This window comes from Nonomuraea guangzhouensis (assembly GCF_019396345.1).
GTDB lineage: Bacteria > Actinomycetota > Actinomycetes > Streptosporangiales > Streptosporangiaceae > Nonomuraea > Nonomuraea guangzhouensis.
In genome coordinates this window covers 165,882-190,818 of record NZ_JAHKRM010000024.1, presented here as the reverse complement: position 1 = coordinate 190,818, position 24,937 = coordinate 165,882, and the positions used below count along the sequence as shown (strand labels likewise).

At 68.7% G+C, this 24,937-nt stretch carries 27 protein-coding genes; 13 read left to right on the top strand and 14 right to left on the bottom strand.

Translation table 11 applies throughout. The features are described 5' to 3' along the window. The first annotated feature begins 122 nt into the window (after window positions 1-122). From KME78_RS41880 to KME78_RS41870, 3 genes are read left to right on the top strand one after another with little or no spacing between them, the layout of a single operon-like run. Window positions 123-995: an ABC transporter substrate-binding protein gene (locus KME78_RS41880; RefSeq protein WP_219535070.1), complete on the top strand. Its 873-nt coding sequence runs from the start codon at window positions 123-125 to the stop codon at window positions 993-995. Further along, window positions 992-1,840: an amino acid ABC transporter permease gene (locus KME78_RS41875; RefSeq protein WP_219535069.1), complete on the top strand. Its 849-nt coding sequence runs from the start codon at window positions 992-994 to the stop codon at window positions 1,838-1,840. The genes KME78_RS41880 and KME78_RS41875 overlap by 4 nt, the downstream gene beginning before the upstream one ends. Next, the gene (locus KME78_RS41870) at window positions 1,837-2,580 is read left to right on the top strand and encodes an amino acid ABC transporter ATP-binding protein (RefSeq protein WP_219535068.1); all 744 of its coding nucleotides are present in this window, start codon (window positions 1,837-1,839) and stop codon (window positions 2,578-2,580) included. Before KME78_RS41875 ends, KME78_RS41870 begins: the two co-directional genes overlap by 4 nt. Before the next feature lie 3 nt (window positions 2,581-2,583). On the opposite strand, the gene KME78_RS41865 is transcribed toward KME78_RS41870, so the two are convergent. Both KME78_RS41865 and KME78_RS41860 read right to left on the bottom strand, forming a co-directional pair. Further along, a complete protein-coding gene (locus KME78_RS41865) occupies window positions 2,584-4,059 on the bottom strand; it encodes an APC family permease (protein ID WP_246653077.1) in 1,476 nt (491 codons plus the stop codon). A gap of 67 nt (window positions 4,060-4,126) precedes the next feature. Continuing rightward, window positions 4,127-5,428, bottom strand: a complete 1,302-nt coding sequence (locus tag KME78_RS41860; RefSeq protein ID WP_219535067.1) for an MATE family efflux transporter — start codon at window positions 5,426-5,428, stop codon at window positions 4,127-4,129. 283 nt (window positions 5,429-5,711) lie between these two features. On the opposite strand from KME78_RS41860, the gene KME78_RS41855 reads away from it, so the two are divergent. Beyond that, entirely contained in the window at window positions 5,712-9,008 is a 3,297-nt protein-coding gene (locus KME78_RS41855) for a replicative DNA helicase (protein WP_219535066.1), read from the top strand. 100 nt (window positions 9,009-9,108) lie between these two features. Here KME78_RS41855 and KME78_RS41850 read toward each other — a convergent pair whose 3' ends face one another. Further along, window positions 9,109-9,282: a hypothetical protein gene (locus KME78_RS41850; protein ID WP_219535065.1), complete on the bottom strand. Its 174-nt coding sequence runs from the start codon at window positions 9,280-9,282 to the stop codon at window positions 9,109-9,111. A 430-nt stretch (window positions 9,283-9,712) separates the two neighbouring features. On the opposite strand from KME78_RS41850, the gene KME78_RS41845 reads away from it, so the two are divergent. Next, complete coding sequence (locus tag KME78_RS41845; protein ID WP_219535064.1) at window positions 9,713-10,297, top strand: DUF4407 domain-containing protein; 585 nt, start codon at window positions 9,713-9,715, stop codon at window positions 10,295-10,297. Window positions 10,298-10,441: 144 nt separating this feature from the next. On the opposite strand, the gene KME78_RS41840 is transcribed toward KME78_RS41845, so the two are convergent. Continuing rightward, window positions 10,442-11,080, bottom strand: a complete 639-nt coding sequence (locus KME78_RS41840; protein WP_246653076.1) for a GtrA family protein — start codon at window positions 11,078-11,080, stop codon at window positions 10,442-10,444. Here KME78_RS41840 and KME78_RS41835 point away from each other — a divergent pair. The 4 genes from KME78_RS41835 (at window position 11,061) to KME78_RS41820 (ending at window position 13,549) form a co-directional block, all read left to right on the top strand. Continuing rightward, window positions 11,061-11,243 (top strand): hypothetical protein, encoded by a 183-nt coding sequence (locus KME78_RS41835; protein WP_219535063.1) that lies wholly within the window; start codon window positions 11,061-11,063, stop codon window positions 11,241-11,243. The genes KME78_RS41840 and KME78_RS41835 overlap by 20 nt on opposite strands. Before the next feature lie 375 nt (window positions 11,244-11,618). Then, entirely contained in the window at window positions 11,619-12,236 is a 618-nt protein-coding gene (locus KME78_RS41830; RefSeq protein WP_219535062.1) for an alpha/beta hydrolase, read from the top strand. 33 nt (window positions 12,237-12,269) lie between these two features. Further along, entirely contained in the window at window positions 12,270-12,725 is a 456-nt protein-coding gene (locus KME78_RS41825; protein WP_219535061.1) for a GbsR/MarR family transcriptional regulator, read from the top strand. A gap of 11 nt (window positions 12,726-12,736) precedes the next feature. After that, window positions 12,737-13,549 carry a class I SAM-dependent methyltransferase gene (locus KME78_RS41820; protein ID WP_219535060.1) on the top strand — a complete coding sequence of 271 codons (813 nt, stop codon included), beginning with the start codon at window positions 12,737-12,739 and terminating at the stop codon, window positions 13,547-13,549. Between the two features lie 12 nt (window positions 13,550-13,561). Here the strand turns inward: KME78_RS41820 and KME78_RS41815 are convergent, their stop codons facing one another. Then, complete coding sequence (locus KME78_RS41815; RefSeq protein WP_219535059.1) at window positions 13,562-14,701, bottom strand: sensor histidine kinase; 1,140 nt, start codon at window positions 14,699-14,701, stop codon at window positions 13,562-13,564. Then, complete coding sequence (locus KME78_RS41810; protein ID WP_219535058.1) at window positions 14,698-15,354, bottom strand: response regulator transcription factor; 657 nt, start codon at window positions 15,352-15,354, stop codon at window positions 14,698-14,700. Before KME78_RS41810 ends, KME78_RS41815 begins: the two co-directional genes overlap by 4 nt. Window positions 15,355-15,473: 119 nt before the next feature. On the opposite strand from KME78_RS41810, the gene KME78_RS41805 reads away from it, so the two are divergent. Together KME78_RS41805 and KME78_RS67510 are read left to right on the top strand one after the other, a co-directional pair. Continuing rightward, window positions 15,474-16,553 carry a serine hydrolase domain-containing protein gene (locus KME78_RS41805; RefSeq protein WP_219535057.1) on the top strand — a complete coding sequence of 360 codons (1,080 nt, stop codon included), beginning with the start codon at window positions 15,474-15,476 and terminating at the stop codon, window positions 16,551-16,553. A 32-nt stretch (window positions 16,554-16,585) separates the two neighbouring features. Continuing rightward, entirely contained in the window at window positions 16,586-18,028 is a 1,443-nt protein-coding gene (locus KME78_RS67510; protein ID WP_219535056.1) for a S41 family peptidase, read from the top strand. A 16-nt stretch (window positions 18,029-18,044) separates the two neighbouring features. Here the strand turns inward: KME78_RS67510 and KME78_RS41795 are convergent, their stop codons facing one another. The 3 genes from KME78_RS41795 to KME78_RS41785 all read right to left on the bottom strand — a co-directional run bounded on the left by KME78_RS41795 (window position 18,045) and on the right by KME78_RS41785 (window position 20,076). Further along, the gene (locus KME78_RS41795) at window positions 18,045-18,677 is read right to left on the bottom strand and encodes a hypothetical protein (RefSeq protein WP_219535055.1); all 633 of its coding nucleotides are present in this window, start codon (window positions 18,675-18,677) and stop codon (window positions 18,045-18,047) included. Beyond that, window positions 18,674-19,219, bottom strand: coding sequence for an RNA polymerase sigma factor (locus KME78_RS41790; RefSeq protein WP_219535054.1), 546 nt, complete (start codon window positions 19,217-19,219; stop codon window positions 18,674-18,676). Before KME78_RS41790 ends, KME78_RS41795 begins: the two co-directional genes overlap by 4 nt. Before the next feature lie 68 nt (window positions 19,220-19,287). Then, on the bottom strand, window positions 19,288-20,076 hold the full coding sequence (locus tag KME78_RS41785) for a phosphotransferase family protein (RefSeq protein WP_308127332.1): 789 nt from the start codon (window positions 20,074-20,076) through the stop codon (window positions 19,288-19,290). Between the two features lie 127 nt (window positions 20,077-20,203). Here KME78_RS41785 and KME78_RS41780 point away from each other — a divergent pair, with 127 nt between their 5' ends. Next, the gene (locus tag KME78_RS41780; protein ID WP_219535052.1) at window positions 20,204-20,650 is read left to right on the top strand and encodes a universal stress protein; all 447 of its coding nucleotides are present in this window, start codon (window positions 20,204-20,206) and stop codon (window positions 20,648-20,650) included. 1 nt (window position 20,651) lies between these two features. Here KME78_RS41780 and soxR read toward each other — a convergent pair whose 3' ends face one another. Genes soxR through KME78_RS41765 form a run of 3 tightly spaced genes read right to left on the bottom strand, consistent with a single transcriptional unit; the run spans window position 20,652 to window position 22,329 of the window. Further along, window positions 20,652-21,152: a redox-sensitive transcriptional activator SoxR gene (gene soxR / locus KME78_RS41775; protein ID WP_219535050.1), complete on the bottom strand. Its 501-nt coding sequence runs from the start codon at window positions 21,150-21,152 to the stop codon at window positions 20,652-20,654. 4 nt (window positions 21,153-21,156) lie between these two features. Then, on the bottom strand, window positions 21,157-21,882 hold the full coding sequence (locus KME78_RS41770; RefSeq protein ID WP_219535048.1) for a metallophosphoesterase: 726 nt from the start codon (window positions 21,880-21,882) through the stop codon (window positions 21,157-21,159). A gap of 9 nt (window positions 21,883-21,891) precedes the next feature. Then, window positions 21,892-22,329 carry an Lrp/AsnC family transcriptional regulator gene (locus tag KME78_RS41765; RefSeq protein WP_219535047.1) on the bottom strand — a complete coding sequence of 146 codons (438 nt, stop codon included), beginning with the start codon at window positions 22,327-22,329 and terminating at the stop codon, window positions 21,892-21,894. Between the two features lie 70 nt (window positions 22,330-22,399). Here KME78_RS41765 and KME78_RS41760 point away from each other — a divergent pair, with 70 nt between their 5' ends. Continuing rightward, window positions 22,400-23,278, top strand: a complete 879-nt coding sequence (locus KME78_RS41760; RefSeq protein ID WP_308127331.1) for an SMP-30/gluconolactonase/LRE family protein — start codon at window positions 22,400-22,402, stop codon at window positions 23,276-23,278. A 2-nt stretch (window positions 23,279-23,280) separates the two neighbouring features. On the opposite strand, the gene KME78_RS41755 is transcribed toward KME78_RS41760, so the two are convergent. Then, window positions 23,281-24,015, bottom strand: a complete 735-nt coding sequence (locus KME78_RS41755; protein ID WP_219535045.1) for an ABC transporter permease — start codon at window positions 24,013-24,015, stop codon at window positions 23,281-23,283. Next, complete coding sequence (locus KME78_RS41750; RefSeq protein WP_219535044.1) at window positions 24,012-24,917, bottom strand: ABC transporter ATP-binding protein; 906 nt, start codon at window positions 24,915-24,917, stop codon at window positions 24,012-24,014. The genes KME78_RS41755 and KME78_RS41750 overlap by 4 nt, the downstream gene beginning before the upstream one ends. Window positions 24,918-24,937 lie beyond the last annotated feature (20 nt).

Here is a 24,937-nt window from a genome sequence, read left to right as displayed (position 1 = left end):
CTCAGCTCCGCCGCTGCCCCCTCTCGTTTCCGAGAGGGGGCAGCGCTGTTATAAGCACATGTTTCCCACCAGCGTAGGATTTGCTCGTTCTTCCCACGCTCCTCATCCGGAGGCCCTCACCCATGGCCCGTCCCTCGATGCTGCTGGCCTTCGGCGCGCTCGCGGCGGCCGTCGCCTGCGCCCCTGTCGACACCCCGTCGAGCACCGCCTCGCTCAGCCCGACGGCGTCCGCCGCGTCCACCGCGTGCACCAAGGACCAGCTCAAGCTCGTCAACGCGGGCAAGCTGACGATCGGCACCGACAAGCCCGCCTTCGAGCCGTGGTTCAAGGACGACGATCCGAGCAACGGCCAGGGCTTCGAGAGCGCGGTGGCGTTCGCCGTCGCGGGTGAGCTCGGCTTCGACCGCAGCGAGGTGCAGTGGAGCACGGTCAAGTTCGACTCGTCCTTCGCACCGGGCGCCAAGCAGTTCGACTTCGACATCAACGAGGTCTCGATCACGCCCGACCGGGCCAACGCGGTCGACTTCAGCCACGGCTACTACACGGTCAGGCAGGCCGTCGTGGCCATGGAGGGCGGCAAGTTCGCCGCCGCGAAGAGTCTGGCCGAGCTCAAGGACGCCAAGATCGGCGTGCAGGTCGGCACGACCTCTCTCAACGCGGTCAAAGAGGTCATCAAGCCGGCCAACGACCCCAATGTCTACACTGATCAGATCGACGCCATCAACGCGCTGAAGAACAAGCAGGTCGACGCGATCGTCGTGGACCTGCCCACGGCCTTCTACGTGACGGCCGCCCAGGTCGAGAAGTCGAAGATCGTCGGCCAGTTCAGCTCGACCGGTGGCACGCCCGAGGAGTTCGGCCTGGTCATGGAGAAGGGCAGCGCGCTCAAGCCGTGCGTTGACAAGGCCGTCGACGCGCTGAAGTCGAAGGGCGAGCTGGCCAAGATCGAGCAGCAGTGGCTCAGCGCTGCCGCGGGCGCGCCCGAGCTGAAGTGAGCGAGACCTCTGCGGGCTGGGCAAAGAGCGAGCGGCAGCACGAACGGGAGCGGGTCCGCAGGTCGCGGGCCCGGCGCTCGGCCTCCATCGCCGGCGCCTCGACGGTCGTCTTCATCGTCCTGGTCGTGGTGCTGGTCACCAACTCGCCCGGCTGGCCGCGGGTGCAAGAGTTGTTCTTCAGCCCGAAATGGTTCGTCGAAGCGCTGCCGGACGTCCTGACCGGGTTCCTGCTAAACATCAAGATCTTCCTGATCGCCGAACCGCTGATCCTCGTCGTGGGGGTGCTGGTAGCCCTGGCCAGGTCCGTCACGGCGCCCGCCTTCTTCCCGGTCCGGGCGCTGGCCACGCTCTACACCGACATCTTCCGCGGCGTGCCGACGATCCTGGTCATCTACCTGGTCGGCTTCGGGCTGCCCGCGCTCAGGCTGCAGGGCGTGCCGACCGACCTGGTCACGCTCGGCATCATCGGCCTGACGCTCTCGTACGGTGCCTACGTGGCCGAGGTGTTCCGCGCGGGCATCGAGTCGGTCCATCCCAGCCAGGTGGCGGCGGCCCGCTCGCTCGGTCTGAGCCACGGCAAGACCATGCGGTTCGTCGTGCTCCCGCAGGCCACGCGCAGGGTTATCCCGCCGCTGCTCAACGACTTCATCTCGCTGCAGAAGGACACGGCGCTGGTGGCCACCATCGGGCCACTGGAGGCGCTCAGGCAGGCGCAGATCCTGGTGGCCAGCAAGTTCAACTACACGCCTTACCTGGTGGCGTCGCTGCTGTTCATCCTGCTCACCATCCCGATGGCCCGGTTCACCGACCACCTGGCCGCGCGTACCCGAAGGAGGCGCGGATGAGCCTGCTGAGCATCGACGGGGTGTGGAAGGAGTTCCGCGGCCACAGCGTGCTGCGCGGCATCGACCTCGAGGTGCGTCCGCACGAGGTGGTCAGCCTGATCGGCGCGTCAGGGTCGGGCAAGTCCACGCTGCTGCGCTGCGTCAACCTGCTGGAGACCGTCGACGACGGCGCCATCTACCTCGACGGGGAGGAGATCACCGACCCGCGGGTGGACGTCGACGACGTACGCAGGCGGCTGGGCATCGTGTTCCAGGCGTTCAACCTGTTCCCGCACATGACGGTGCTCGACAACATCACGCTCGCGCCCCGGCGGGTGCACGGCGTGGCGAAGGCCGAGGCGGAGGAGCAGGCCGGCGAGCTGCTGGCCAGGTTCGGGCTGGCGGACAAGGCCCGCTCCTACCCCGACCAGCTCTCCGGTGGGCAGCAGCAGCGGGTGGCCATCGTCCGCGCGCTGGCCACCAAGCCCCGGCTGATGCTGCTCGACGAGGTCACCTCGGCGCTCGACCCGGTGCTGGTCGTGGAGGTGCTCCAGGTCATCAGGGAGCTCAAGGAGTCGGGCATGACGATGATCCTGGCGACCCACGAAATGGGCTTCTGTCGCGATATTTCCGACACGGTGTGCTTCTTGGAGGGCGGGGTCATGCTGGAGAAGGGGCCGCCGGAGAAGATCTTCACCGATCCGGAGCACGCTCACACCAGGGAATTCCTGCGTGCGGTGCTCGACTCGGGGCGGCTCTAGGGTCTATCGCCGGTGGCGTCCCCGGGCGTGGTTGTTGGCCAGCGTCTCGGGCGCGGCCAGGAGGCTGTGGCGCCGGCCGTACACGAGATAGACGACCAGGCCGAAGGCCATCCACAGGGCGAACCACACCCAGGTGAGCACCTGCAGGTTCACCAGCAGCCAGAGCGTCGCGAGCAGGGAGAGCGCGGGCAGGAGCGGCGAGAGCGGGACGCTGAAGCCGCGGTCGAGGTGCGGCATCCTGCGCCGCATCACGATCACGCCCGCCGCGACGAACATGAACGCGAACAGCGTCCCGATCACCACGAGCTGCTGCAGCGTGAGCACCGGCACGAACTCCGCCAGCAGGATCGCCACCACCCCGATGAGCAGCGTCACCCGCGTGGGGGAGTGGTACCTGCGGCTGATCGTGGCCAGGCGGCGCGGGATCAGGCCGTCGCGGGCGATCGAGAACAGCACCCGCGTCTGCCCCACGATCAGCACCAGGATGACCGTCGTCAGCCCGAGCACCGCGCCGATGTCGATGACGTGCGCCATCCAGTCCACGCCCACCCCGCGGAACGCGCTGGACAGCGGTGAGTCACGGGAGATGCTGGTGTAGGGGATCATGCCGACCATGACCAAGGCCACCGCGAGGTAGATGATCGTGGCGATCACCAGGCTGCGGATCATGCCCTTGGGGACGGCCCTGGACGCGTTCACGGTCTCCTCGGCGGCGGTGGCGAGGACGTCGAAGCCGATGTACGCGAACGCGATGGCCGACGCCGCCGCGAACACCCCGAACCAGCCGAACGCGTGGCTCTGCCCCATGACCAGGTCGAGCACGGTCGCCGCCGGCGTCGTCAGCGGCTTCGGCTCGGCGTAAAAGTCCCCGAAGTTGGCCACTTTGACGTATCGCGCCCCGACGACGATGACCGCCCCGATGGCCAGCAGCTTGGCCGCCACCATCACCCACAGCGCCCGCAGCCCGACCCGCGCGTTGAGCGCCACGGTGCCTGTGAGCGCCACCAGGATGAGCAGCACGAACACGTCCTCGACCACGTTCTGGTACGGCAGGCGCACCCCGAACCCGGTGATCGCCCGGACCGTGATGATGGCCCAGGCCCTGGCCACCACGGCGGCGGCCAGCTCCAGCTCCAGGATCAGCGCCCAGCCGATGATCCACGCCCATACCTCGCCGAAGATGACATAGGTGAAGGTGTAGGCGCTGCCCGAGGTCGGCATCGTGGACGACAGCTCGGCGTAGCACAGGCAGGCCAGCAGGCAGGCGATCCCGGCGATCATGAACGACAGGATCACGCCGGGGCCCGCCATGGTGGCGGCCTGCTGACCGGCGATGCTGAAGATGCCCGCGCCGATCATCACGCCGAGCCCGAGCACGACCAGGTCGGCCGGTCGGTAGAGCTCGGCGAGGCTGTGGCGCGCGCCGGTGCGTAGCCCGGTTGCCGCGTCGGGCGGCAGGCGTCGGAGAATCGTGGACAAGGCACACCCCGCTCGTGCGACTCGCCCACAGTGCCTTACCACACCCGCAACAGCAAGCACGGGACGATTACGCCCCGGTCACCAGCCATGCCGTGCCGATCACCCGCCGTACCAGCGTGATCGAACGTGCGATCATCCACGCCCCGAGCGCGCACCAAAGTGCGACGATGCCGAATCCCGAGGCGAGGAAGGCGCAGGGCAGGTACGCCAGCGTCGTCCACACGCCCGCCCACGCGAGGTAGCGCTGGTCGCCCGCGCCGATCAGCACTCCGTCGAGCACGAACACCACGCCGCAGATCGGCTGGAACAGCGCCACCGGCCAGAGCACGGCCAGCAGTTGCTCCGTGACCTGTGGATCGGCGTCGAACAGGCCGGGCAGCAGCGGCCTGGCCGCGACGACGAGCACGCCGAGCGCGAGCCCGGACCAGAGGCCCCATTGCACCATGCGCCTGGTCGCGGCCCTGGTGGCGGCCACGTCGCCGGCGCCGAGCGTACGGCCCGTGATGGCCTGGCCGGCGATGGCGATGGCGTCCAGGGCGAAGGCCAGCAATGTCCAGACCTGGGTGGCGATGGCGTACGCGGCCAATGGGGCCTGGCCCAGCCTGGCGGCCGCCACGGTCGCCACGACCAGCACGACGCGCAGGCAGGCGGTCCTGATGAGCAGCGCGAAGCCGGCCGTACCCGCCTGCCTGACGCCCGCCAGGCCGGGGGTGAGCGGCGTGCCGAGCCGCAGCGCGCCCCTGGCCACCACGGCGAGGTAGACGGCGGCGCCCAGCGTCTGCGCGAGCACGGTGCCCCAGGCCGAGCCCGCGATGCCCCAGTGCAGTCCGAGCACGAACCACGCGTTCAGCCCCGCGTTGAGCGCGAACGAGCCCACCGCGACGGCCAGCGGCGTGACCGTGTCCTGCAGGCCGCGCAGCACGCCGGTCCCGGCCAGCACGACGAGCATGCCGGGCGCGCCGAGCAGTGAGATGCGAAGGTATGTCACGGCCTGCTCGGCCTGCTCCGGGCTCGCCCCGAACAGGCCGACGATCCACGGGCTGAGCGGCCAGCAGACCACGATGAGGGCGGCGCCGATGGCCAGCGCGAGCCAGATGCCGTCCACGCCGCTGCGCATCGCCCTCTCGTGGTTGCCCGCGCCGCTCTGGCGGGCCACGGACGCCGTCGTGCCGTACGCGAGGAAGACGCAGAGGTTCACCACCGTGGCCAGGACCGTGCCCGCGACGCCCAGGGCGCCCACGGCGGTGGTGCCCAGCCCGTGGCCGACGATGGCATAGTCGGCGAGCAGGAAGAGCGGCTCGGCGACCAGCGCGCCGAACGCCGGCACCGCCAGGCGTAGGATCTCCCGGTCCCGGGACGTAATGGGCATTTACCCATTATGGCCATTACACGGCGTGTCGAGCCAACTTTCTTTCCTCCACAGCCGGTGGACAATGTTTTCCCGGGTCAGCGCGGTGGGTGTGGATTGTGGGCAGAGTTATCCACAGCTCCGTCCACAGTACTTTCACACCCTGGGCGGAATAGTGCACAGCTTGACCACAGGGTTGTCCACAGGCCGCGTTGCCGTCTCACCGCGAACCCGCGAAACTGTCAGACCGGTCGACTACAAGTGGGGGTGGTGCGACCGCCTGCAAGGTGTTGAGGGGGCGCTGGTGAGCATTGACGAAGACGGCGGCGGAGGCCCGGGTTTCGAGCGCACGCCGCCCAGCAACATCGAGGCGGAGCAGTCGGTCCTGGGCGGCATGCTGCTGTCCAAGGACGCGATCGCCGACGTCGTGGAGCTCATCCGGTCCGACGACTTCTACCGGCCCGCCCATCAGATGATCTATGACGTCATCACCGACCTCTACGGTCGCGGCGAGCCGGCCGACGCGGTCACGGTCTTCGACGACCTGCAGAAGCGCGGCGAGATGGCCCGGGTGGGCGGCGCCGCCTACCTGCACACGCTGACGGCCGTCGTCCCGACCGCGGCCAACGCCGGCTACTACGCGAAGATCGTCCGTGAGCAGGCCATCCTCCGCCGCCTCATCGAGGCCGGCACGCGCATCGTCTCCTTCGGCTACGGCGGCCAGAACGAAGAGGTCGACGACCTGGTCGACCGCGCGCAGGCGGAGATCTACAAGGTCACCGAGCGGCGCACGTCCGAGGACTACGCGCCGCTGGCCGACATCATGCCGGGCGCCCTCGACGAGCTGGAGGCCATCGGCAGCCGTGGCGGCCAGATGGTCGGCGTGCCCACCGGCTTCCAGGACCTCGACCAGCTCACCAACGGCCTGCACCCGGGCCAGATGATCGTCGTCGCGGCCCGCCCGGCCATCGGCAAGGCGCTGGCGCTCGACACGCCGCTGCCCACCCCGGCCGGCTGGACGACCATGGGCGAGGTCGCGGTCGGCGAGCAGCTCATGGGGGCCGACGGCCGGCCGACCCGGGTGGTCGCGGCCACCGAGGTCATGCACGGCAGGCCGTGCTACGAGGTGGAGTTCAGCGACGGTACGGTGATCACCGCGGACGCCGGCCACCAGTGGCGGACGACGCGGGGCGTGGCGACCACGGAGGAGATCTTCCGGGCCGACCGAGGGGCGGACCACGCGGTCGAGGTGTCGGCGGCATTCGCGCTCGATGAGCGGGATCTTCCGCTTCCGCCGTACGCGCTCGGTGTCCGGCTCGGCTCGGGCGTTCTTCAAGAGAAGCACATCCCCTCTGACTACCTGCGCGCGTCGGAGAGCCAGCGGCGTGACCTGCTGGCGGGCCTGCTCGACGCGGACGGGTGCGTCGGCGGAGACGGGCAGATCCAGTTCGCCGTGGCGGAGCGGCGGCTCGCTCATGACGTTCACGAGCTCATCCTGAGCCTGGGCTACCACGCCGTCCTGCGCACCAAGCCGGATTCCTGCCACGTGATCGACTTCACCACGGGGGTTCGCTCCATCGTGGACGTGCGGCCGGTCCCCTCTCAGCCGGTCCGCTGCGTCGAGGTGGACAACGCGGATCACCTCTACCTTGCGGGCAGCACGTGCATCCCCACCCACAACAGCACCCTGGGGCTGGACTTCGCGCGTTCCGCAGCGATCAAGCATGGGATGACCACCGTCATCTTCTCGCTGGAAATGTCGCGCAACGAGATCACGATGCGACTGCTGTCGGCCGAGGCCCGGGTCGCCCTGCACGCGATGCGCTCCGGCATGATGGGCGACGACGACTGGACCCGGCTGGCCCGGCGGATGAGCGAGGTGGCCGAGGCGCCGCTGTTCATCGACGACTCGCCCAACATGTCGATGATGGAGATCCGGGCCAAGTGCCGGCGCCTGAAACAACGCAACGACCTGCGGTTCGTGGTCATCGACTACCTCCAGCTGATGAGCTCGCCGAAGAAGACCGAGAGCCGCCAGAACGAGGTCTCGGAGATCTCCCGTGCGATCAAGCTGCTGGCCAAGGAGCTCGAGGTGCCGGTCATCGCGATCTCCCAGCTCAACCGAGGCCCCGAGCAGCGTACGGACAAGCGGCCCGCGGTCAGCGACCTACGCGAATCGGGATGCCTGACGGCTGACACCCGAGTCCTGCGAGCCGACACGGGGGCGGAGGCGTCATTGGGCGAGCTTCTGGAGTCCGGCGCACGCGACATCCCCGTGTGGTCCCTGGACGAGAACATGCGGCTCGTGCAGTGCACCATGACGCACGTTTTTCCCAGTGGCACGAAGGAGGTCTTCAAACTACGGCTGACGTCGGGTCGGGAGATCAAGGCGACGGCCAATCACCCCTTCATGACCTACGACGGCTGGCGCCCCTTGGGGGAGGTCGGCCCGGGTGCTCGCCTCGCCGTCCCGCGCCACGTCCCGCCCCCTCGGGACCTTCAGGAGTGGCCAGAAGAGGAAGTCATCCTGCTGGGGCACATGATCGGAGACGGTTCGTTCGTCAGGAGGCAGCCGATCCGGTACGCGAGCAAGGACGAGGCTTGCCTGGAGGCGGTCACGAAAGCGGCCACGCATTTCGGAGTCAGTGCGGTCCGGGACGAATCCCCCGCCGCGCGGGTCACCACGCTCCGGCTCCCCGCCCCCGACCGGCTCACACACGGCAAGCGCGACCCCATCGCCGCCTGGCTTGACGGTCTGGGGCTGTTCGGCCTCCGCAGCCACGAGAAGTTCATTCCGCAGGGGGTCTTCTCCCTGCCGAAGAAGCAGATCGCCCTGTTCCTCCGGCACCTGTGGGCGACCGACGGATGCGTCTGGTGGGACGAAGAGCGTGGCCAGTCGCGGGTCTACTACGCCTCGACGAGCCGCCGCCTGATCGATGACGTTGCGCGGCTGCTCCTTCGGTTCAATGTGATGACTCGCATCAAGACGACACAGAAGGGCGACCACCGACCGGGGTTCCAGCTCCACGTCTACGACTCGGAGAACCAGCTCCGCTTCCTGGACGAGGTGGGCGTGCATGGCGAACGGGCGAAACAAGCCGCTCGCTGCATACCGGAACTTCGGGCGGCCAAGGGCAACACGAACCTCGACACGGTTCCGCGCGAAGTCTGGGACCGTGTCCGTGGCGCGCTGACAGAGAAGGGCATGACCCATCAGGCGTTCTCTGCCGAACTGGGCAGGGAGCGCCTTGGCCGGGTGGCGGCGATTCTGGACGACGCTCAGATGGACATGCTGGCGACGAACGACGTCTTTTGGGACGAGGTCGCCTCGATCGAGAGCTTGGGCGAGCAGCCGGTCTATGACGCCACGGTGTTGGGCGGACACAACTTCGTCGCCAACGGCATATCCGTTCACAACAGCATCGAGCAGGATGCGGACATGGTCATTTTGCTCCATCGCGAGGATGCGTACGAGCGTGAGTCGCCCAGGGCGGGTGAGGCGGACCTCATAGTTGCCAAGCATCGAAATGGTCCAACTGCCACCGTCACTGTCGCTTTCCAGGGCCACTACAGCCGCTTCGTCGACATGGCCCAGCATTAGGGGTCGTCTTGTAGCCTCCGCGATTCCGTGTCGTCTGTCTGTCGCTTGCGACATGAATCGCGGACTGGCAGGTGTCCTGACTCAGCGAAGCTACGGGCCGTCATGCGGCGAGCAGGTCGAGCGGTCCGCCGACCAGCACCAGGGCGAACGCCGCCCAGCGGAACACATGCAGAGGCCGAGTGCGATGCAGGAGCGCGCCGAGAAGTGTCTCGGCCGCGCCCATCAGCGCCCACCACGCTGCCTTGGCGAGCAGCCAGCTCCGGATCGCCTCCACGTACCGGCGCCGCGTTCACGGGCTGCTCCTTCGCGTGCGCAGCGGCCTGCCGCTCTCATCGCCTTTGCTGAGCCGCACCCTGAGCCATCCAGCTCAGCACATCTGATGCACCGCAGGTAGGCGCCGCCACGCCGGGCATCACTTCGACTGAGTCAGGACCGCAGGTCAGTTTGCTCACTCGATCCGCCAGTATTCCCGGCAGCCTCAGCCCTTCGCCGAACGCCGAGGAAATGACACCAGGTGCGGGACGATCAAGGCGACACGGAGCGTGGAACGACACCGAAAAACCGGATTCCGCACAATCGATTAATAGTGCGATCGCGGCCTATTTCCATGATCTACCGTATCCCGCTCCAGAATGTCGCCGGGGGGCTGATGTATTCCAACCGGCGATATGGCGTCAGCGTAGGCGGCGATCTAAGGTGTCCCAATGATCTCCATGATCACCAAGCCGCCGGGGTGGATCTTCCTGATCGGGCTGCTGGCCCCATGCCTGCTCGTGCTCTACTGGGCCAGCGTGCCGTTCTGGTACGACATCGAGATGTTCCTGCTCGGGGTCTTCGTCTTGGGCCCGCTGGTTCTGATCTACATCGGCCGCCTCATTGCGGCCTCGCTGGAGGGCCAGGTCAACGGTCGACCATGGCGATGGCTGGTAGCCCCGCTGATTGTCTTGGCCGTGATTCTGGCGCTCGTCACGAACGCGCCTTTTCATCTGAGGTTCGCGATCTCTCTTCCCGAGATGGAGGCGTATGCCGCGACGGTGAAGGAGCAGTCGCGGTTCGGCGCGCCCTGCGAGTGGGTCGGTCTGTATCGGGTGTGCTCCTCAGCCCCGCACTACGTCGAGTCGGAACCGGTCCCGGGCTCGGCCTACCTCGGCACCGAAGAATGGGCCATTCACAGTAATACCGGCTTCCTCATGGTGCCTCATGGAGAACCGGAGGCGGAGACCATCGACGACGAGTACCGTCACGTCGGTGGCCGCTGGTTCGGCCATCATGGATGGGACAAGTGGTGAGGCCTGATGGCTAGCTCGACCCGTGCCGTTCTCTCTGGTCCGTGTCGTGGGCCCGAAGTAGAGCGTCGTCCCATGTGACACCGAAACGCGGAACTCCGCGAGCAAGTGCGGCAATCGCCGAAACGGCTTCTGGATTCGCTGCCATCAAGCCGCCTCGTCCGTTAAATCGGGAGTGGGAGCCAGCCGCACGCTCCCGGGCTGGGCCTTCTCGTCGGGGAAGACCCACTTCCGCAGCGCCCAGAAACGGAAGACCATGGCGATCAGCGTGCCGATGATCTGTGCGCTCATGAAGTCGGCGATCTCCTGGGTCACCAGGCTCACATCCGGGGTCTCCAGGTGAAATGCGTACCGGGAGATCCATAGCGGCGCGGAGCTGAGCACTAGACCGACGCCACTGACCAGGAAGAACAGCGCCGCCTCGTGACGGCGCTCGCGGCCGCCCCTGGTCCGGAACGACCATTCGCGATTCAACACGTAGGACACGATCGTCGCCACGAGCACCGCGATGATCTTCGCGGTCACGGGCTTCGGTTCCAAGATGGTCAGCTTCAGCCCATAGAACACCGTGTTGTCGACTAAGAACGCCGTTCCGCCCACCGCCGCGAACTTCAGCAGTTCACGGTGCTTCAGCGCAAGTGCGTGCAGCGGTTCCGGCAATCTTGTGAGTACTGCGTTCGCTATTCGGAGCACCCCCGATCTTCTCACCGGTCGAACACCCTGGTAGCAGGATTTACGGACACGGCTTGCGATCGCGTGGCCGGCGGTGGCGGTGCTGGTGGCCATGGGCCTCATGGAGGCGTCGCCGTGGTTCGTCACGGCGCTCGCGGCCGGCGCGGTGCTCAGCGTCGGCATGGGGGCGCTGGTCGCCAGGACCGTGCTGAGGCGGGCCGGCGAGGACCCGGTCATGCTGCCCGAGCGCACACAGCTCGGCCGGGCTCCCTTCTGAACGACGCGTGGTGCCGTCAGCCGGTGCCACGCGGCTGGAGCAGCGGCACGGGCCGTCAGATCATTCCTCCACCTGATCTTCTGCACTCGGCTTCCACAGAGACAGGACTGGAACGCCTGGCTCTCGCACCCACGCTGATCGTGGTCCTGGTCGGCAGTCCTGTCCGGCTGGCGGTGCCGGTCTCGCGGACCACGGTGCTGCGCTTGTCGATGAGCGTTCCCGCTCTCAACGTCAAGCTGCCCTCCCGAGCGCGTTGCCCTTCCCACTGCGGTTGACAGTGCTAGCTATTTCAGTCATAATTGAAATAGCTAGCAACGTGGAGAAGGGGCCAACCATGGAACACGTGACCTTCAGCAGCCTTGGGACCCGCTGCGCGTGCTCGGACACAACGGGGTCATGGTCAAGGAGGCCCTGGCATTCTTCGCGCCGTACTTCGTCAAGGCTGGGTTCGCGGTGTTGGCCATTGACTACCGCACGGTGGGTGCCAGCGACGGTGAACTGCGGGGCCAGGACTACCCGGAGCGGCAGGTGGAGGACTTCCGCAGCGCCGTCTCCTACCTGCGAACCCGCCCCGAGGTGCAGCCGGAGCGGATCGGCGTGTGGGACGGATGGCGTTACCTGGACCGCCTCTTGGGCCGGGCCGGCGTCCACGCGCTACGCGACAGCCTCGACGAGGACTGGCAGCGGCGTTACGAAGGCGGGCAGAGCGCGCGGGTGCCGCACCTGACGCCGACGCCGCTGCTGATGATCGCCAACGGTGGGTGGGACCCGTACCACATGCTCGAGGAGGCGCAGAGCGCCTTCGACAAGGCCGGCGAACCCAAGCGGCTGGAGGTGCTGCCCCACGACGTGCTCGGCCTTTATACCGGCCCGGGCCTGGAGGAGGCGATGGCGTTCGCGATCGACTGGTTCGACCTCTACCTGCGTAGGACCCGGCTCGCGGACATCACCCCGACACCTACCTTCGAGTCGGTGGCCGCCATGACACCATGAGCCCCGCACGCGATCAACGAAGGAGGATGCGACATGTCCGGGCAACAGCAGCAGGAACGACTGCTCCGGTGGGTGGAGCGAGTAGCCGCCTTCTGCGTCGAGGAATGGGGACTGCCCCCCATCACCGGGCGCATCCTCGGGTGGCTGATGATCTGCGATCCGGCCGAGCAGTCCGCCGGTCAGATCGCGGAGGTGATCGGGGCCAGCCGCGCGTCGCTCACCTCGAACATGCGGTTCCTCACGGCCATAGCACTGGTCAAGAAGGTACGAAAGCCCGGCGATCGCACCGCCTACTACCGCATCGAAGACGACGCCTGGCAGAAGGTCATCCAGCGCAAGCTCGAAAGCCTGAGCGCGTTCGGCGAGATCGCCGACGAAGGGCTCGACATCGCAGGCGGCGAGGGCCCCCGCGTCGAGCGCATCAAGGCCGCCCATGACTCCCTGACCTGGCTGCAGAACCTCGCAGCCCGCCATCCACTACGCCGCTAAGGAAAGCGCCCATGCATCGCCGGCAACCCAAACTCGGGCTGATCCCGGAAACGCTGCTGCTCACCCTCTATGCCAGGGCCCTGGACGCCAAGCTGCCCAGCCCGATCCTCGGCGACACGCTCTCCGCCGAACTGGCCGACACCATCGACTATGACTTCCGCCGGCTGAAGCTGAAGCCCAACCTGGTCGTCACCACCGCACTGCGCGCCAAGAAACTCGACGACGTCGTCCGCGCGTACATCGCCGCCCACCCCGAATGCGTGGTGCTGGATCTGGGCTGCGGCCTCGACACCCGGATGGTCCGCTGCGCTCCGTCCCCGGACGTCGACTGGTACGACATCGACTTCCCGGAGGTCGTCGATCTCCGATCCGAGTGCCTGCCCGGCCGTTCCCATGTGATCGCAGCCGACCTCACCGAACCCGGCTGGTTGGACACCATCCCCGGCGACCGCCCAGCAGTGATCATCGCCGAGGGACTGCTCCCGTTCATGCCCGGCGACTCCTTCCAGCACATGACCCGCGAGCTGACCGCCCATTTCCCATCGGGCGAGCTCGCGATCAACGGCTACACGCGATTCGCCGCATGGGCCATGAAGTACCACCCGACCATCAAGGCACTCGGCATCAAGGCCGCCCAGGGCTTCGACGACCCACACGAACCCGAGAACTGGGGCGCCGGCCTCGAACTGGTCGAAGAGGAAATGCTGACCCGCGCACCTGAAGTTGCGCGGTTCCCACAGCCGCTGCGCGCACTCACCCGGCTCACCGCCCGCAGCACGGCCCTGTCACGGCAGGGAGCGCGGATACTCCGCTACCAGTTCTGACCGGCACGAGATCTAACAATTCCGGCGTTGGGACGTCATCGGGCTTCGCGGGAGGTCGACGGTGATGTCGAGGCCGCCGCCGGTGCGGGCGGTGACCGCGATCCGTCCTCGGTGGGCGAGTGTGACCGCGCGCACGATCGACAGCCCCAGCCCCAAGCCGTCAGTACGGACGCGGGTCCCCTGTCCGTGCACGAACGGTTCCAACAGCGTCTCCGCCTCGCCGGGCGGGATCTCCCGGCCGGTGTTGAAGATCCGCAGGATGGCGCGCCCGCCCGCCGTACCCGTGTCGACGACCAGGTCCCCACCCGCCCGGTTGTAGCGGACCGCGTTGTCGACCAGGTTGCCGATCATCCGTTCCAGCAGGACGGGTTCGCCGGTGACCGGTGCGTGCCGGAGCTCGGATCGTACGGCGACGCCGGCGGCTGCCGCCCGTGCTCCGGCGGCGTCGAGGGCGCCGGCCGCGACAGCGGCCAGGTCGACCGGTTCCCGCGCGCCGAGCCCGGCCTGGCTGCGGGCCAGCAGCAGCAGCCCGTCCAGGACGCGTTGCATGTGCTCGACGGCACCGCGTACGTCGCCGGCCATCGTGAGCAGCTCGGCACGGCTGGGGTCTCCGTCCAGGGTGACGTCGATCGCGGTACGCGCGGTGGTCAGCGGTGTACGCAGCTCGTGGGCGGCGTTGGCGGTGAACAACCGCTGGCTGTCCAGGATCCGGTCCCGCTCGGCGACGTCGCGCTGGATGCGGTCCAGCATCCCGTTGACCGTGCCCGCCAACGCCGACAGCTCGTCAGCGGGGGTGGTGACCGGGACCCGTTCGGTGAGGTTCTCGGCTGACAGGCGCCGGGCGGTGGCGGAGATCACGCGGATCGGTCGCAGCACCCGACCGGCCACCAGCCAGCTCAGTACGGCGGCCAGCCCGGTCACCACGATGAGCGCCAGAGCGGCCTGGGGCACCAGCGCGGAAAGGGTGTCGGCCTGCACCCGGTCGGCGAGAGTGAGCAGCCCGTCCGGCGTGGGAGTGCCGATCGGGTCCAGGCGGGTGAAGATCGCGCGGCGCCGCATCAGCAGGTAGGTCAACCCGGTCAGCGCGGCGCCGGCGGCCAGCACCAGGGCGGTCTGCAGCGACGCGAGCCGAGCCCGGGCGGTCAGTTTCACGGTCCGATCCGATAGCCGGCGCCGGTGACGGTTTCGATCAGTGGCGGGTCGCCGAGCTTGCGGCGCAGCGTGCCGACGGTGATCCGGATCGCGTTGGTGAACGGGTCCGCGTACTCGTCCCACACCTTGTCCAGCAGGGTTTCCGCGCTGACCACGGCACCGTCGGCGGCCAGCAGCTGCTGGAGCACACCGAACTCCTTGGGCGTCAGGCTCAGCAGCCGCCCGTCCCGCTCGGCGCTACGCCGGGCCGGATCCAGGGCCACACCGGCGGCGCGCAGCACCGGCGGGCGGGCCGGCGCGCTCCGCCGTACCAGGGCGTGGACCCGCGCGACCAGCTCGGAGAACGCGAACGGCTTGCCCAGGTAGTCGTCCGCGCCCAGCATCAGCCCGCCCACCCGGTCCTCCACGGCGTCGGACGCGGTCAGCATCAGCACCCGCGACCTGCCCTGCTCGGCGAGCCGGCGGCACACCGCGTCGCCGTGCACGACCGGCAGGTCCCGGTCCAGGACCACCACGTCGTACGGCGTGATCTCGCACTTGTCCAGAGCCGTCTGCCCGTCGAGGGCGACGTCGACGGTGAAGCCGTGCTTGCGCAGCCCGGCCTCGATGTACCCGGCGAGGGGTTGCTCGTCTTCCACCAAGAGCACGCGCATCCGGGCAGTATCCCAACGCCCGCATATGGAACGGATATGGGTCGCCGATCGGCCACCCATCGATGCCGGCCGGTAGATCTGGTCGCCCTTGAAGTCCCGTCAGGAAAGGGTGATCGACCATGAGGCGTGGCAGAGCAGCCGGCATGGCCGGGCTGGCGTGCGCGGTGCTGGCATTGAGCGTCACAGGACCCGCGGCCGCCGCCGACCAGGTCAAGCTGGGAGACGTCCAGCAGGCGATAGAGAACGTGGCGAAGACCGACGGCGTGGTGGGGGCCATCGGACAGGTGTACGTCGACGGCAAGCAGGTGGGCCAGGGGACGGCGGGTTCACGCCTGATCGGCGGCAAGGGCGGACGCATCCCCCCGGACTCCCGTTACCGCATCGCGTCCCAGACCAAGCTCATGGAGGCCACGATCGTCCTGCAACTGGTCAAGGAAGGCAAGCTCGGCCTGGAGGACAAACTCAGCGCCGTCCTGCCCGACATGGCCAAGTACGACTATGTGGATCGGGCCGACGAGATCACCGTGCAGCAGTTGATCCGCCACACCTCCGGCATCCCCGACTTCATCGAGAGCGGGAAGTTCGACGTATTCGACTTCACCACCGCCTACAAGCCGATCGACCTGGTGAAGGCCGCACGTACCGTACCTCGCAAGGGCGAGCCGGGCGAATACCTCTACTCCACCACCAACTACGTCCTCCTCGGCATGATCATCGAGAAGCTGACCGGCCACGATCGGGCCACCGAGTTCAAGCGGCGCCTGTTCACCCCGCTCGGCATGAAGCACACCTATCTGGCCACCAAGGTCTCCGACCAGATCAAGGGTCCGCACGGACACGGCTACTACCCCGACGCCAAGGGCAGGCCGCGCGACGTCGACCGGCTCAACGCCACCATCGGCGCCGAAGGAGCGATCTCCACCGCGCACGACGTCAGCGCCTTCTACCGCGCGCTCAACCAGGGCAAGCTGCTGCCGCCGGACCTGCAACCGCCGCGGCCGCGGCCCAGCCTGTGCGGCGGAACGGTCGCGGCGGCCGCGGGCGGCATGCCCGGGATCAACTCCGTCACCTTCTCCTCGACCGACGGCCGGGTTCAGTTCGCGGTGGCCGCCACATTGAAGATCGACAACGAGCAGGCCATGGCCGTCGGTGACGCCATCAACGCGGCCGCGGAAGCCGTGCTCTGTCCCGGTCAATAGTCGACCGCGATACGTGAAGGAGACACATCAGCGTGAAGCGTTCCCTCCTACCCGTGCTGGCCTGCACCGGCGTCCTGACGTTGGCGACGTCCGGCGCCGTGGCGACCGTGCGGACCGAGGCAGCCGTACGGACCGCCGCCTCCGCGTGCGGCGCCAAGCCGGACCAGCCCGTCGCCACCGGCCTGAGCACCATCAAACAGGCGTACGACTGCATCTTCACCGCCTTCTACGGTCGCGAGCGACTCGACCACCGGGCGGTGCTCGCGGCCGGGTTCGCCGGTCTCACCGAGGAGTTGAACCGCCGCGGCACCGACCGGCCCGACGCCACCATGCCGCCGCTGACCGGGAACCGCACGACCGACCTGAACACGTTCGCGGCCGGGTACGAGCGGTTGATGGCCGATCTGCCGGACGACGCCACGCTCCGGCAGGCCGTGGCCGGAGCGACGATCAAGGGCATGGTGGGCAGCCTGCACGACAATCACTCGCAGTGGGGCCGCCGAGCGCAACCGCCCGGCAAGCCGGGCGACGCCTACGGCCTCGGCTTCACCACCTCGCCCGGCTATTCGATCACGTACCGGGCACCGCAGAAGGCGGTGGCCCCGTTGTTCGTCAACGCCGTGCAGGGCGGCCCGGCCGCCGCCGCCCGTATCCGTCCGGGCGAGATCGTGCAGTCCGTCAACGGCGCGCCCGTCTTCGTGGACGGTGTCCTGTCCAGCGGCGCCATGAACCTGCTCAACCCCGAATACTCAAGTGACCAGCCGGCCCCGGTACGGCTGGCGCTGCTCGACCCGTCAACCGGCCGCGTCAGGAAGACGACGCTGCGGCCGAAGCTGTTCACGCCCACGACGCGGCCGGTGACGGCCCGCCGGGTCGACGGCGACGTGGCCGCGGTCAAGCTCACCAACTTCCAGCCCGGGACCGCCGACCAGGTCCTGGCCGCCATCGCCGGACTGCGGGCAGACAAGAAGCTGCGGGCGGACAAGAAGCTGCGTGGCATCGTCCTCGACCTGCGCGGCACCAACGGCGGCTCGCCCGCCGAGGTCGTCAAGCTGCTCAGCGGCTTCGTACACGGCAAGGTGCACAGCTACGACTGCGCCCCGGACGGCACGTGCACACCCAACCGCACCGACGACGCGGTCCCGCTGCTCGGTCTGCCCCTGGCCGTGCTCACCGACGGCATCTGCGCCTCGGCCTGCGACGCCTTCTCCGCTGCGGTCAAGGACCTCAAGGTCGGGCCGCTGATCGGGTCGCGCACGTCGGGCATGGTGTCGGGATCCGCCGGTATGTTCACGCTGGACGACGGAAGCCTCCTGACCCTGCCCGCGGCCTACCAGGTGGGCGCCGACCACGAACTGATCAACGGCATCGGCGTGGCGCCCGACCACTACCTGCCACTGACCGCGAAGGACCTGCGCAAGGGCCGCGACCCGGCGATGGCCAAGGCCCTGTCCCTGCTTCCCGCCGCCCGGTAGGAGCACACCCGGCCAGTCAGCCGCCGTTGGTGGTCTGGCCGGGCCCCTCGCCCGTCTTCTCGTCGGTGGACGGGCCGTCGCCGGTGGAGCCGGAGGTCGGGGGGAGGTTCAACGGGGTCGCCTCGCAGGGCGCCACCGCCCCCCTGACCACCTCCAGCGAGGTCGCGATGGGCGGCTTGTCCGCCTGGTCGACGGAGACCGCCAGGACCAGCGTCTGCCCGTCCGCCACCTGCCCCTTGCCGATCCGGAACACGATCCCCGTGCCGTCCCTCCCGACGCCGATGCCGTTCTCGGCCCGCCCGTAGCCGGCCCCGTGCTCCCCTCGGGGCTGCTTACAGGTCTGGCCCGCCGGCAGGTAGTCGACCACCGTCGTCACTCCCGCCGCGGCGAGCTTGGCCGCCAACTCGTCCGGGTCGCGGAACTCGTTGATCCGCACCTCGACCGACCCGTCCGCGCTCTTGGTCACGGCGAAGGCGGGAGCGGCCGCTCCGCCGTACACGTTGATGGCCACCACCGTGGCCGCCGCCACCGCGGCGGCCAGTCCCACGATCCGGCGGCGGCGCACCGGCGTTTCGACGACCATGTCCGCCTTCCGGGCGGCGATGTCGTCCTTGAGCGCGCTGAGCAGGCGCTCCTCGAAGTTGCTCATGCCTGTCCCTCCACATACATAGCCGATGACGAAGCGACGTCTTCGAGGGCGCGTCTGGCCCGATGCAACCGGACTCGTGCGGTCACCCCGTTGATGCCCAAGGCCGCAGCGGCCTCCTTGACGGTGAGCTGATCGATCGCGACGAGTTCCAGTACGGCCCGTTCGCCCTCGGGCAGCTTGCCCATGGCCTCCAGGGCGCGGCGCATCTGGCGCTCGGCGTCGATCCGTTCCTCCATCCGGTCGAGATCGTGGTCGTCCATCATTCGCCTGCCCGCGATGCGGCTGGTCGCCTTCGTCTCGCGGGCCGTGCGTCGATACTGGGCGGACACGACGTTGCGCGCCACGCCGTACAACCAAGCGGTCTCGCTGCCCCGGCCGGGGCGGTAGGTGTGCCCGGAGTCCAGGGCCGCCAGGAAGATGTCGGCGGTCAGATCGGCGGCCAGATGAGGATCGCTCACCCGGCGTACGACGAACCGCATGACGCCATCGACATGGCGACGATAAAAGGCCTCAAAAGCCTCGGGGTCTTCGTTGAGGCGCACAGGCCTCGCTCCCTTCGTCGTTCGCCCTTACATCTGTACTTGGACCGAAGGACGCGGAGCGTTTCCGATCAGATCGGCCGGAGGCGTTCGGCGACGTCGAGCCAGACGGTGACCTCGGCGGCGGTGAAGTGCCGGATCGCCCAGTCGACCATCCGCAGACTCATGTGGGCCCAGCAGACCAGGGCCACCTGCTCGTCGAGCCGATCGTCGAGCAGGCGAGCCAGCTCCGGCGCACGGTGCGTGAGGTCGAAGCGCAGCGTGACGAGGTCGAAGTCGGCGTCACCCCGCGTGGCGCCGTCCCAGTCGATCACCCCGGTGACCGTGCCCGATTCGTCGACCAGCACGTTCTCGGGGTGGAAGTCGGTGTGGACGAGGTCGTCGCCGTCCAGCCGCTCGGGGAGGGCGGCGCCGACCTCCTCCACCTGGTCGAGCAGGCGCCGCGTGCGGCTGTCGTACGTCCGCAGCGGCTCGTGCAGGCAGAAGCCCGGCCCGTCGGCGCGCAGGAAGAGCGCCATCCCAGGCAGGTCCGTACGGCCGGCGAGCAGGCCACGGCAGCGCCGGTTGACGTCGAGCATCGACTCGATCGTGCGCGGGGAGGGCTGGCCCGGGGGCGAGCCGGGCAGCAGCTCCTGCACCACGATCGGCGGGCGCACCAGCTCGTACCGCGGCGCCGGGACACCCGCCGCGCGGGCCACCTCCAGCAGCGCGCTCACGTCGGGCCCGCGGGTGAGCACTGACCGGTGGCCGTCGGGCCAGCGCACGTACGCGGCACCGACCTGGCCGCCGGGGCACGGGCCTTCAAAGGTGAACGGGACGTCGAGCAGGCGCAGGACGCCGTCGATGTCGAGCCGGGGCACGCGGGGAAGTATCACAAGAACCCTCCAGGTGTGACACAACAGACAACGGCTCGCGGAATCACGGCTGATCGTCCCGCTGCTGCAACAAGGGAGTGAGCTTCAAGCGAAAAGCGAAGGGAAGCACGCCATGACCATCCTCGTCGCCTACGACGGCTCGGCCGACTCGCGCGCCGCGATCGAGTTCGCGGCCAAGCACCTGGCCGCCGAGCCCACGCTCGTCGTGACCGTGTGGGAGCCGCTGCTCGTGCAGATCAAGAGGTATCCACTGGCCGGTGCCGGGGTCGTCTCCGACTCCGGTGAGGAGTGGCGGATCCAGGCCGAGCAGTACGCCAAGGAAGGGGCCGAGCTGGCGATCGCCTCGGGGCTCGCGGACGTGACCTATCGGGCGGTGGCCGACAACGAGTCGATCTGGCGGACGATCGTGGACGTCGCGGACGAGGTCGACGCGTCGCTGGTCGTCACCGGATCGCGAGGACTGGCCGGCGTGCGCTCCGTACTGCTGGGCAGCGTCTCCAACCACGTGCTGCACCACGCCCACCGGCCGACCCTGATCGTCCCCCCGGCCAAGAAGTGACCTAGCGGGCCTGCGAGGACGGCGGGCAGCATTGCTGAGGCGGGGTGAGCCGCGTGTCGATGCGCCTGGCGCCCGGCCCCTCGTTGCCCAGCTGGTCGTGCGGGTTGGCCAGCGCGCACCGGTCGAGCGACAGGCACCCGCATCCGATGCAGTCCGTGAGGTCGTCGCGGAGCCGCTGGAGCTGCTCGATCCGGTCGTCAAGCTCGCCCCGCCAGGTCGCCGACAGCCGCGCCCAGTCGGCACGGGTGGGCGTACGCCCCTCCGGCAGCTCGGCCAGCGCGTCCTTGATGGTCCGCAGGGGGATGCCCAGCCGCTGCGACAGGCGGACGAACGCGACCCGGCGCAACGTGTCACGCGTGTAGCGCCGCTGGTTGCCCGCGGTGCGGCGGCTCCCGATGAGCCCCTTGGCCTCGTAGAAGTGCAGCGCCGACACGGCCACGCCGCTGCGCTCGGCGAGCTGGCCGACCGTCAGCTCCTTGGAGTTCCATGCCACCTTGGTCATAACCTCAAGAATAGTTGAGGATTACCGGGCGGAAGTGGGTGACGAGCCGTCCGCCGTCGAAGATGTGCAGCGCGTACGCGGGCGGCAGGTCGTACGAGACAGGGAACTCCGCGTCGGTCTCCACGCTCGTCAGGGCGGTCGAGATGACGCCGGGCGCGACGACGAGCGGCAGTCCGGCGAAGCGGGCCGACACGGCGGTGTGCGCGTGGCCGGTCAGCACCGCGGCCACGTTCGGGTGCCGTGACAGCAGGTCCGCCAGCCGTTCCGGCTCACGCAACCGGATCTTGTCGACGTACGGGATGCCGAGCTCGATCGGCGGATGGTGCATCCCCACGAACGCCGGGACGTCAGGCCGCTCCGACAGCACCTCGTCGAGCCAGGCCAGCGTCTCGTCGGCCAGATAGCCATGGTGATGGCCGGGCACGCTCGAATCGGCCAGGGCGATCGTCACGTCGTCGAGCTTGAGCGCCTGGTTGGCGGGGCCGAGCAGCTTCTCGAACGCCGGCACCGAGTCGTGGTTGCCCGGGCAGACGGCCAGCGGCAGCTCGCCACGGAACAGCTCGTCCGCGATCGCGTACTCCTCCGGCAGAGCGTGGTCCGCGATGTCGCCAGTGACCAGGACGGCGTCGAGCCGCAGCGTGCGCAGGTGCCGCAGGACCTGCCGTGCGCGCTCGACACTCTCGTCGGAGCCCCCGATGTGCACGTCGCTGATCTGCGCAAAAATCGCCATCTGAGCACCCTATTCCACGTGCACGGGCCGTTCGAAGAACGTCTCCAGCACGACGACCGTCTGGGTCCCGGTCACGCCGTCGACCTCGAACACCTGCCGCAGCACCTGCTGTAATTCCCGCGTGTCGGTCGTACGGACCTTGAGCAGAATCGAGGCGGGCCCCGCGATGACATGAGCCTCCTCGACCGGCGCGATCGCCGCCAGCCGCGCGGCGGCGTCGCCCATCCAGGTGCCGCCGTCGACCAGCACGTACGCCACCACGCCCCGCCCGAGCGCCACCGGATCCACCTCGATCGTGGTGCGTTTGATCACGCCACGCTCGCGCAGCTTGCGCACCCGCTCGTGCGCCGCCCCGCCCGACAGGCCAACGGCCTGGCCCAGAGCCGCGTACGACCGCGTGGCATCCTCTTGAAGCAGGCCGATCAGCATCTTGTCGATCTCATCCATAACAGTATGCTATTCGACTATGGAGCCAATTTACCGAACACCATCCAGCACGATCCCCACGGAGTTTGAGGTGCTGGACGAGCGCTTCGCCGCGGTCGGCGGCGACGACCTGGTCGAGCGGATCTACACCGGCACCCGCTGGGCCGAGGGGCCCGTCTACTTCCCGGCGGGCCGGTTCCTGGTGTGGAGCGACATCCCCAACGACCGGATGCTGCGCTGGGACGAGATGACCGGCGTCGTGGGCCCGTTCCGGCAGCCCGCCGGCTACGTCAACGGCAACACGCTCGACGGCCAGGGCCGCCTGATCTCGTGCGAGCACGGCGCGCGCCGGGTCACCCGCACCGAGGCCGACGGCTCGATCACCGTGATCGCCGACCGCTGGCAGGGCAAGCGGCTCAACAGCCCGAACGACGCGGTCGTCCGCTCCGACGGCTCCATCTGGTTCACCGACCCCGCCTACGGCATCGACAGCGACTACGAGGGCCACCGGGCCGATCCCGAGATCGACGGCTGTCACGTCTACCGCGTCGATCCGGTGACGGGGGAGGTGGCCCGGGTGGCCGACGACTTCGACCGGCCCAACGGCCTGGCCTTCTCGCTGGACGAGTCCCGCCTCTACATCGCCGACACCCGCCGCACGCACATACGCCTGTTCGACGTGCACGACAACGGCACGCTCTCGGGCGGCAAGGTCTTCGCGCAGGGGACCGACGGCGACACCTTCGACGGCATGCGACTGGACGACAAGGGCCGCGTGTGGGCGGCGGCGGGCAAGGCGGTGCTCTGCTACGACCCCGACGGGACGCTGATCGGCCGGCTTCATCTGCCCGACTCCATCGCCAACCTGGTGTTCGGCGGGCTCAAGCGCAACAGGATGTTCATCGCGGCCTCGACCTCGCTCTACTCGGTGATGCTGAACGTCACGGGCGCCCGTCCCGTCTGGTCCTAGCGCTACTCCCAGCGGAACAACCGAATCGCGATCCCGCCGAAGGCCAGCAGCCCGGCGGCCATGACGATGAGGTGCAGCGGCTGCGGCGCGTGGCCCGCCCAGGTGTCGCGCAGCGCCTGGGCGAACGGCCCGGCCACCGAATAGTCGCTCACCGCGCGCAGCGCGTCCGGCATGGCCTCGCGCGGGATCCACATCCCCGCCACGAACATCAGCGGGAACATCACCACCGACCCGATCCCCGGCGCCGACTTGCCCGTCGGCGCGATCGAGGAGATCACCAGCCCCAGGGCCAGCAGCGCGGCTGAGCCGAGCAGGAAGACCAGCACGAAACCGGGGAACTGCTTGGGCATCGCGGCGCCGAGCACCACGTACCCGAGCACCACCAGGAGGAAGACCGACACGGTGCCGACGACCAGGTTGATGATGAGCTGGGCGGCCAGCAGCCGCCCCGGTGCCACGGGCGTCGTCGACATCCGCCTGAGCACCCCCTGCTCGCGATAGGTGACGAGGACGGCCGGGAGCACCGAACAGGCGAGCGTCAGCACCGCCAGCAACGTCATCTGCGCCGGTAGCTGGGTGTCGATGTACCGCTCCCCACCCATCCCCGGATTGGGCTTGGCCAGGTCGGGGAGGCTGCCGAGCCCCAGCAGCAGGGCGAGCGGCAGGCCGATGGTGAAGATCATGTTGGGCCACTGCCGCAGGTGCAGCTTGGTCTCGACGAGGAGGATCTTCCTCATGACAGCTTCCTTCCGGTCAGCGCGAGGAACGCGTCGTCCAGCGTGGCCTGCTCGATGCGCAGGTCACCGGGGACGATCTGGTGGTTGGCGAGCGTCAGCATGACGACGGAGGCGAGATCGCCGGTGCCCGTCACCACGACCTGCTGTCCGCTCCTGGCGACCTCGGTCACCTCGGGCAGAGCCAGCAGGAGATCGTCGGAGAAGGGCCCGGTCGGCCGGAATCGCAGCCGCTGCGCGCCACCGACCTGGGCGATCAGCCCCGCCGGCGAGTCGGTGGCGACGACCCGGCCCGCGTCGATGAGCGCGACGCGGTCGCAGAGCCGCTCGGCCTCCTCCATGAAGTGGGTGACCAGCACGATCGTCACGCCGGAGTCGCGTACCTGCTCGATCAGCTCCCAGGTGTCCCTGCGGGCCTGCGGGTCGAGCCCGGTGGTGAGCTCGTCGAGCACCGCGACGCGGGGCCTGCCCACCAGCGCCAGCGCGACGGACAGGCGCTGCCGCTGGCCGCCGGAGAGTTTGCCGAAGTGCGTGCCCCGCTTGTCGCCGAGCCCGACGCGTTCGAGCAGCTCGGACCAGTCAGCCGGATCCGGGTAGAAGGAGGCGTAGAGGTCCATGGCCTCCCACACCTTGATCTTGTCGGGCAGCGCCGCGCTCTGCAGCTGCGTGCCCAGCACCCGGCGCAGCGCGTCCCTGTCCTGCTGGGGGTCGATCCCGGTCACGCGTACGGTGCCACGATCGGGAGTGCGTAACCCCGCGACGCACTCAACGCTCGTGGTCTTGCCGGCGCCGTTCGGGCCGAGGATGCCGAAGATCTCGCCATCCGACACCTCGAACGACACGTCGTCCACCGCCACATGGTCGGGATACCGCTTGTGGAGGTTCCTGACCTCGATGATTTTCATGCCTTCGACGCTAGGAATCC

What these genes read in the sequence shown, in the direction of transcription:
- KME78_RS41880 (WP_219535070.1), top strand. Translation starts at nt 123, where the DNA reads ATGGCCCGTCCCTCGATGCTGCTGGCCTTCGGCGCGCTCGCGGCGGCC.
- KME78_RS41870 (WP_219535068.1), top strand. Translation starts at nt 1,837, where the DNA reads ATGAGCCTGCTGAGCATCGACGGGGTGTGGAAGGAGTTCCGCGGCCAC.
- KME78_RS41860 (WP_219535067.1), bottom strand. Translation starts at nt 5,428, where the DNA reads ATGCCCATTACGTCCCGGGACCGGGAGATCCTACGCCTGGCGGTGCCG.
- KME78_RS41845 (WP_219535064.1), top strand. Translation starts at nt 9,713, where the DNA reads ATGATCTCCATGATCACCAAGCCGCCGGGGTGGATCTTCCTGATCGGG.
- KME78_RS41840 (WP_246653076.1), bottom strand. Translation starts at nt 11,080, where the DNA reads ATGGCCACCAGCACCGCCACCGCCGGCCACGCGATCGCAAGCCGTGTC.
- KME78_RS41825 (WP_219535061.1), top strand. Translation starts at nt 12,270, where the DNA reads ATGTCCGGGCAACAGCAGCAGGAACGACTGCTCCGGTGGGTGGAGCGA.
- KME78_RS41820 (WP_219535060.1), top strand. Translation starts at nt 12,737, where the DNA reads ATGCATCGCCGGCAACCCAAACTCGGGCTGATCCCGGAAACGCTGCTG.
- KME78_RS41810 (WP_219535058.1), bottom strand. Translation starts at nt 15,354, where the DNA reads ATGCGCGTGCTCTTGGTGGAAGACGAGCAACCCCTCGCCGGGTACATC.
- KME78_RS41805 (WP_219535057.1), top strand. Translation starts at nt 15,474, where the DNA reads ATGAGGCGTGGCAGAGCAGCCGGCATGGCCGGGCTGGCGTGCGCGGTG.
- KME78_RS41795 (WP_219535055.1), bottom strand. Translation starts at nt 18,677, where the DNA reads ATGAGCAACTTCGAGGAGCGCCTGCTCAGCGCGCTCAAGGACGACATC.
- KME78_RS41780 (WP_219535052.1), top strand. Translation starts at nt 20,204, where the DNA reads ATGACCATCCTCGTCGCCTACGACGGCTCGGCCGACTCGCGCGCCGCG.
- soxR (WP_219535050.1), bottom strand. Translation starts at nt 21,152, where the DNA reads ATGACCAAGGTGGCATGGAACTCCAAGGAGCTGACGGTCGGCCAGCTC.
- KME78_RS41770 (WP_219535048.1), bottom strand. Translation starts at nt 21,882, where the DNA reads ATGGCGATTTTTGCGCAGATCAGCGACGTGCACATCGGGGGCTCCGAC.
- KME78_RS41765 (WP_219535047.1), bottom strand. Translation starts at nt 22,329, where the DNA reads ATGGATGAGATCGACAAGATGCTGATCGGCCTGCTTCAAGAGGATGCC.
- KME78_RS41755 (WP_219535045.1), bottom strand. Translation starts at nt 24,015, where the DNA reads ATGAGGAAGATCCTCCTCGTCGAGACCAAGCTGCACCTGCGGCAGTGG.
- KME78_RS41750 (WP_219535044.1), bottom strand. Translation starts at nt 24,917, where the DNA reads ATGAAAATCATCGAGGTCAGGAACCTCCACAAGCGGTATCCCGACCAT.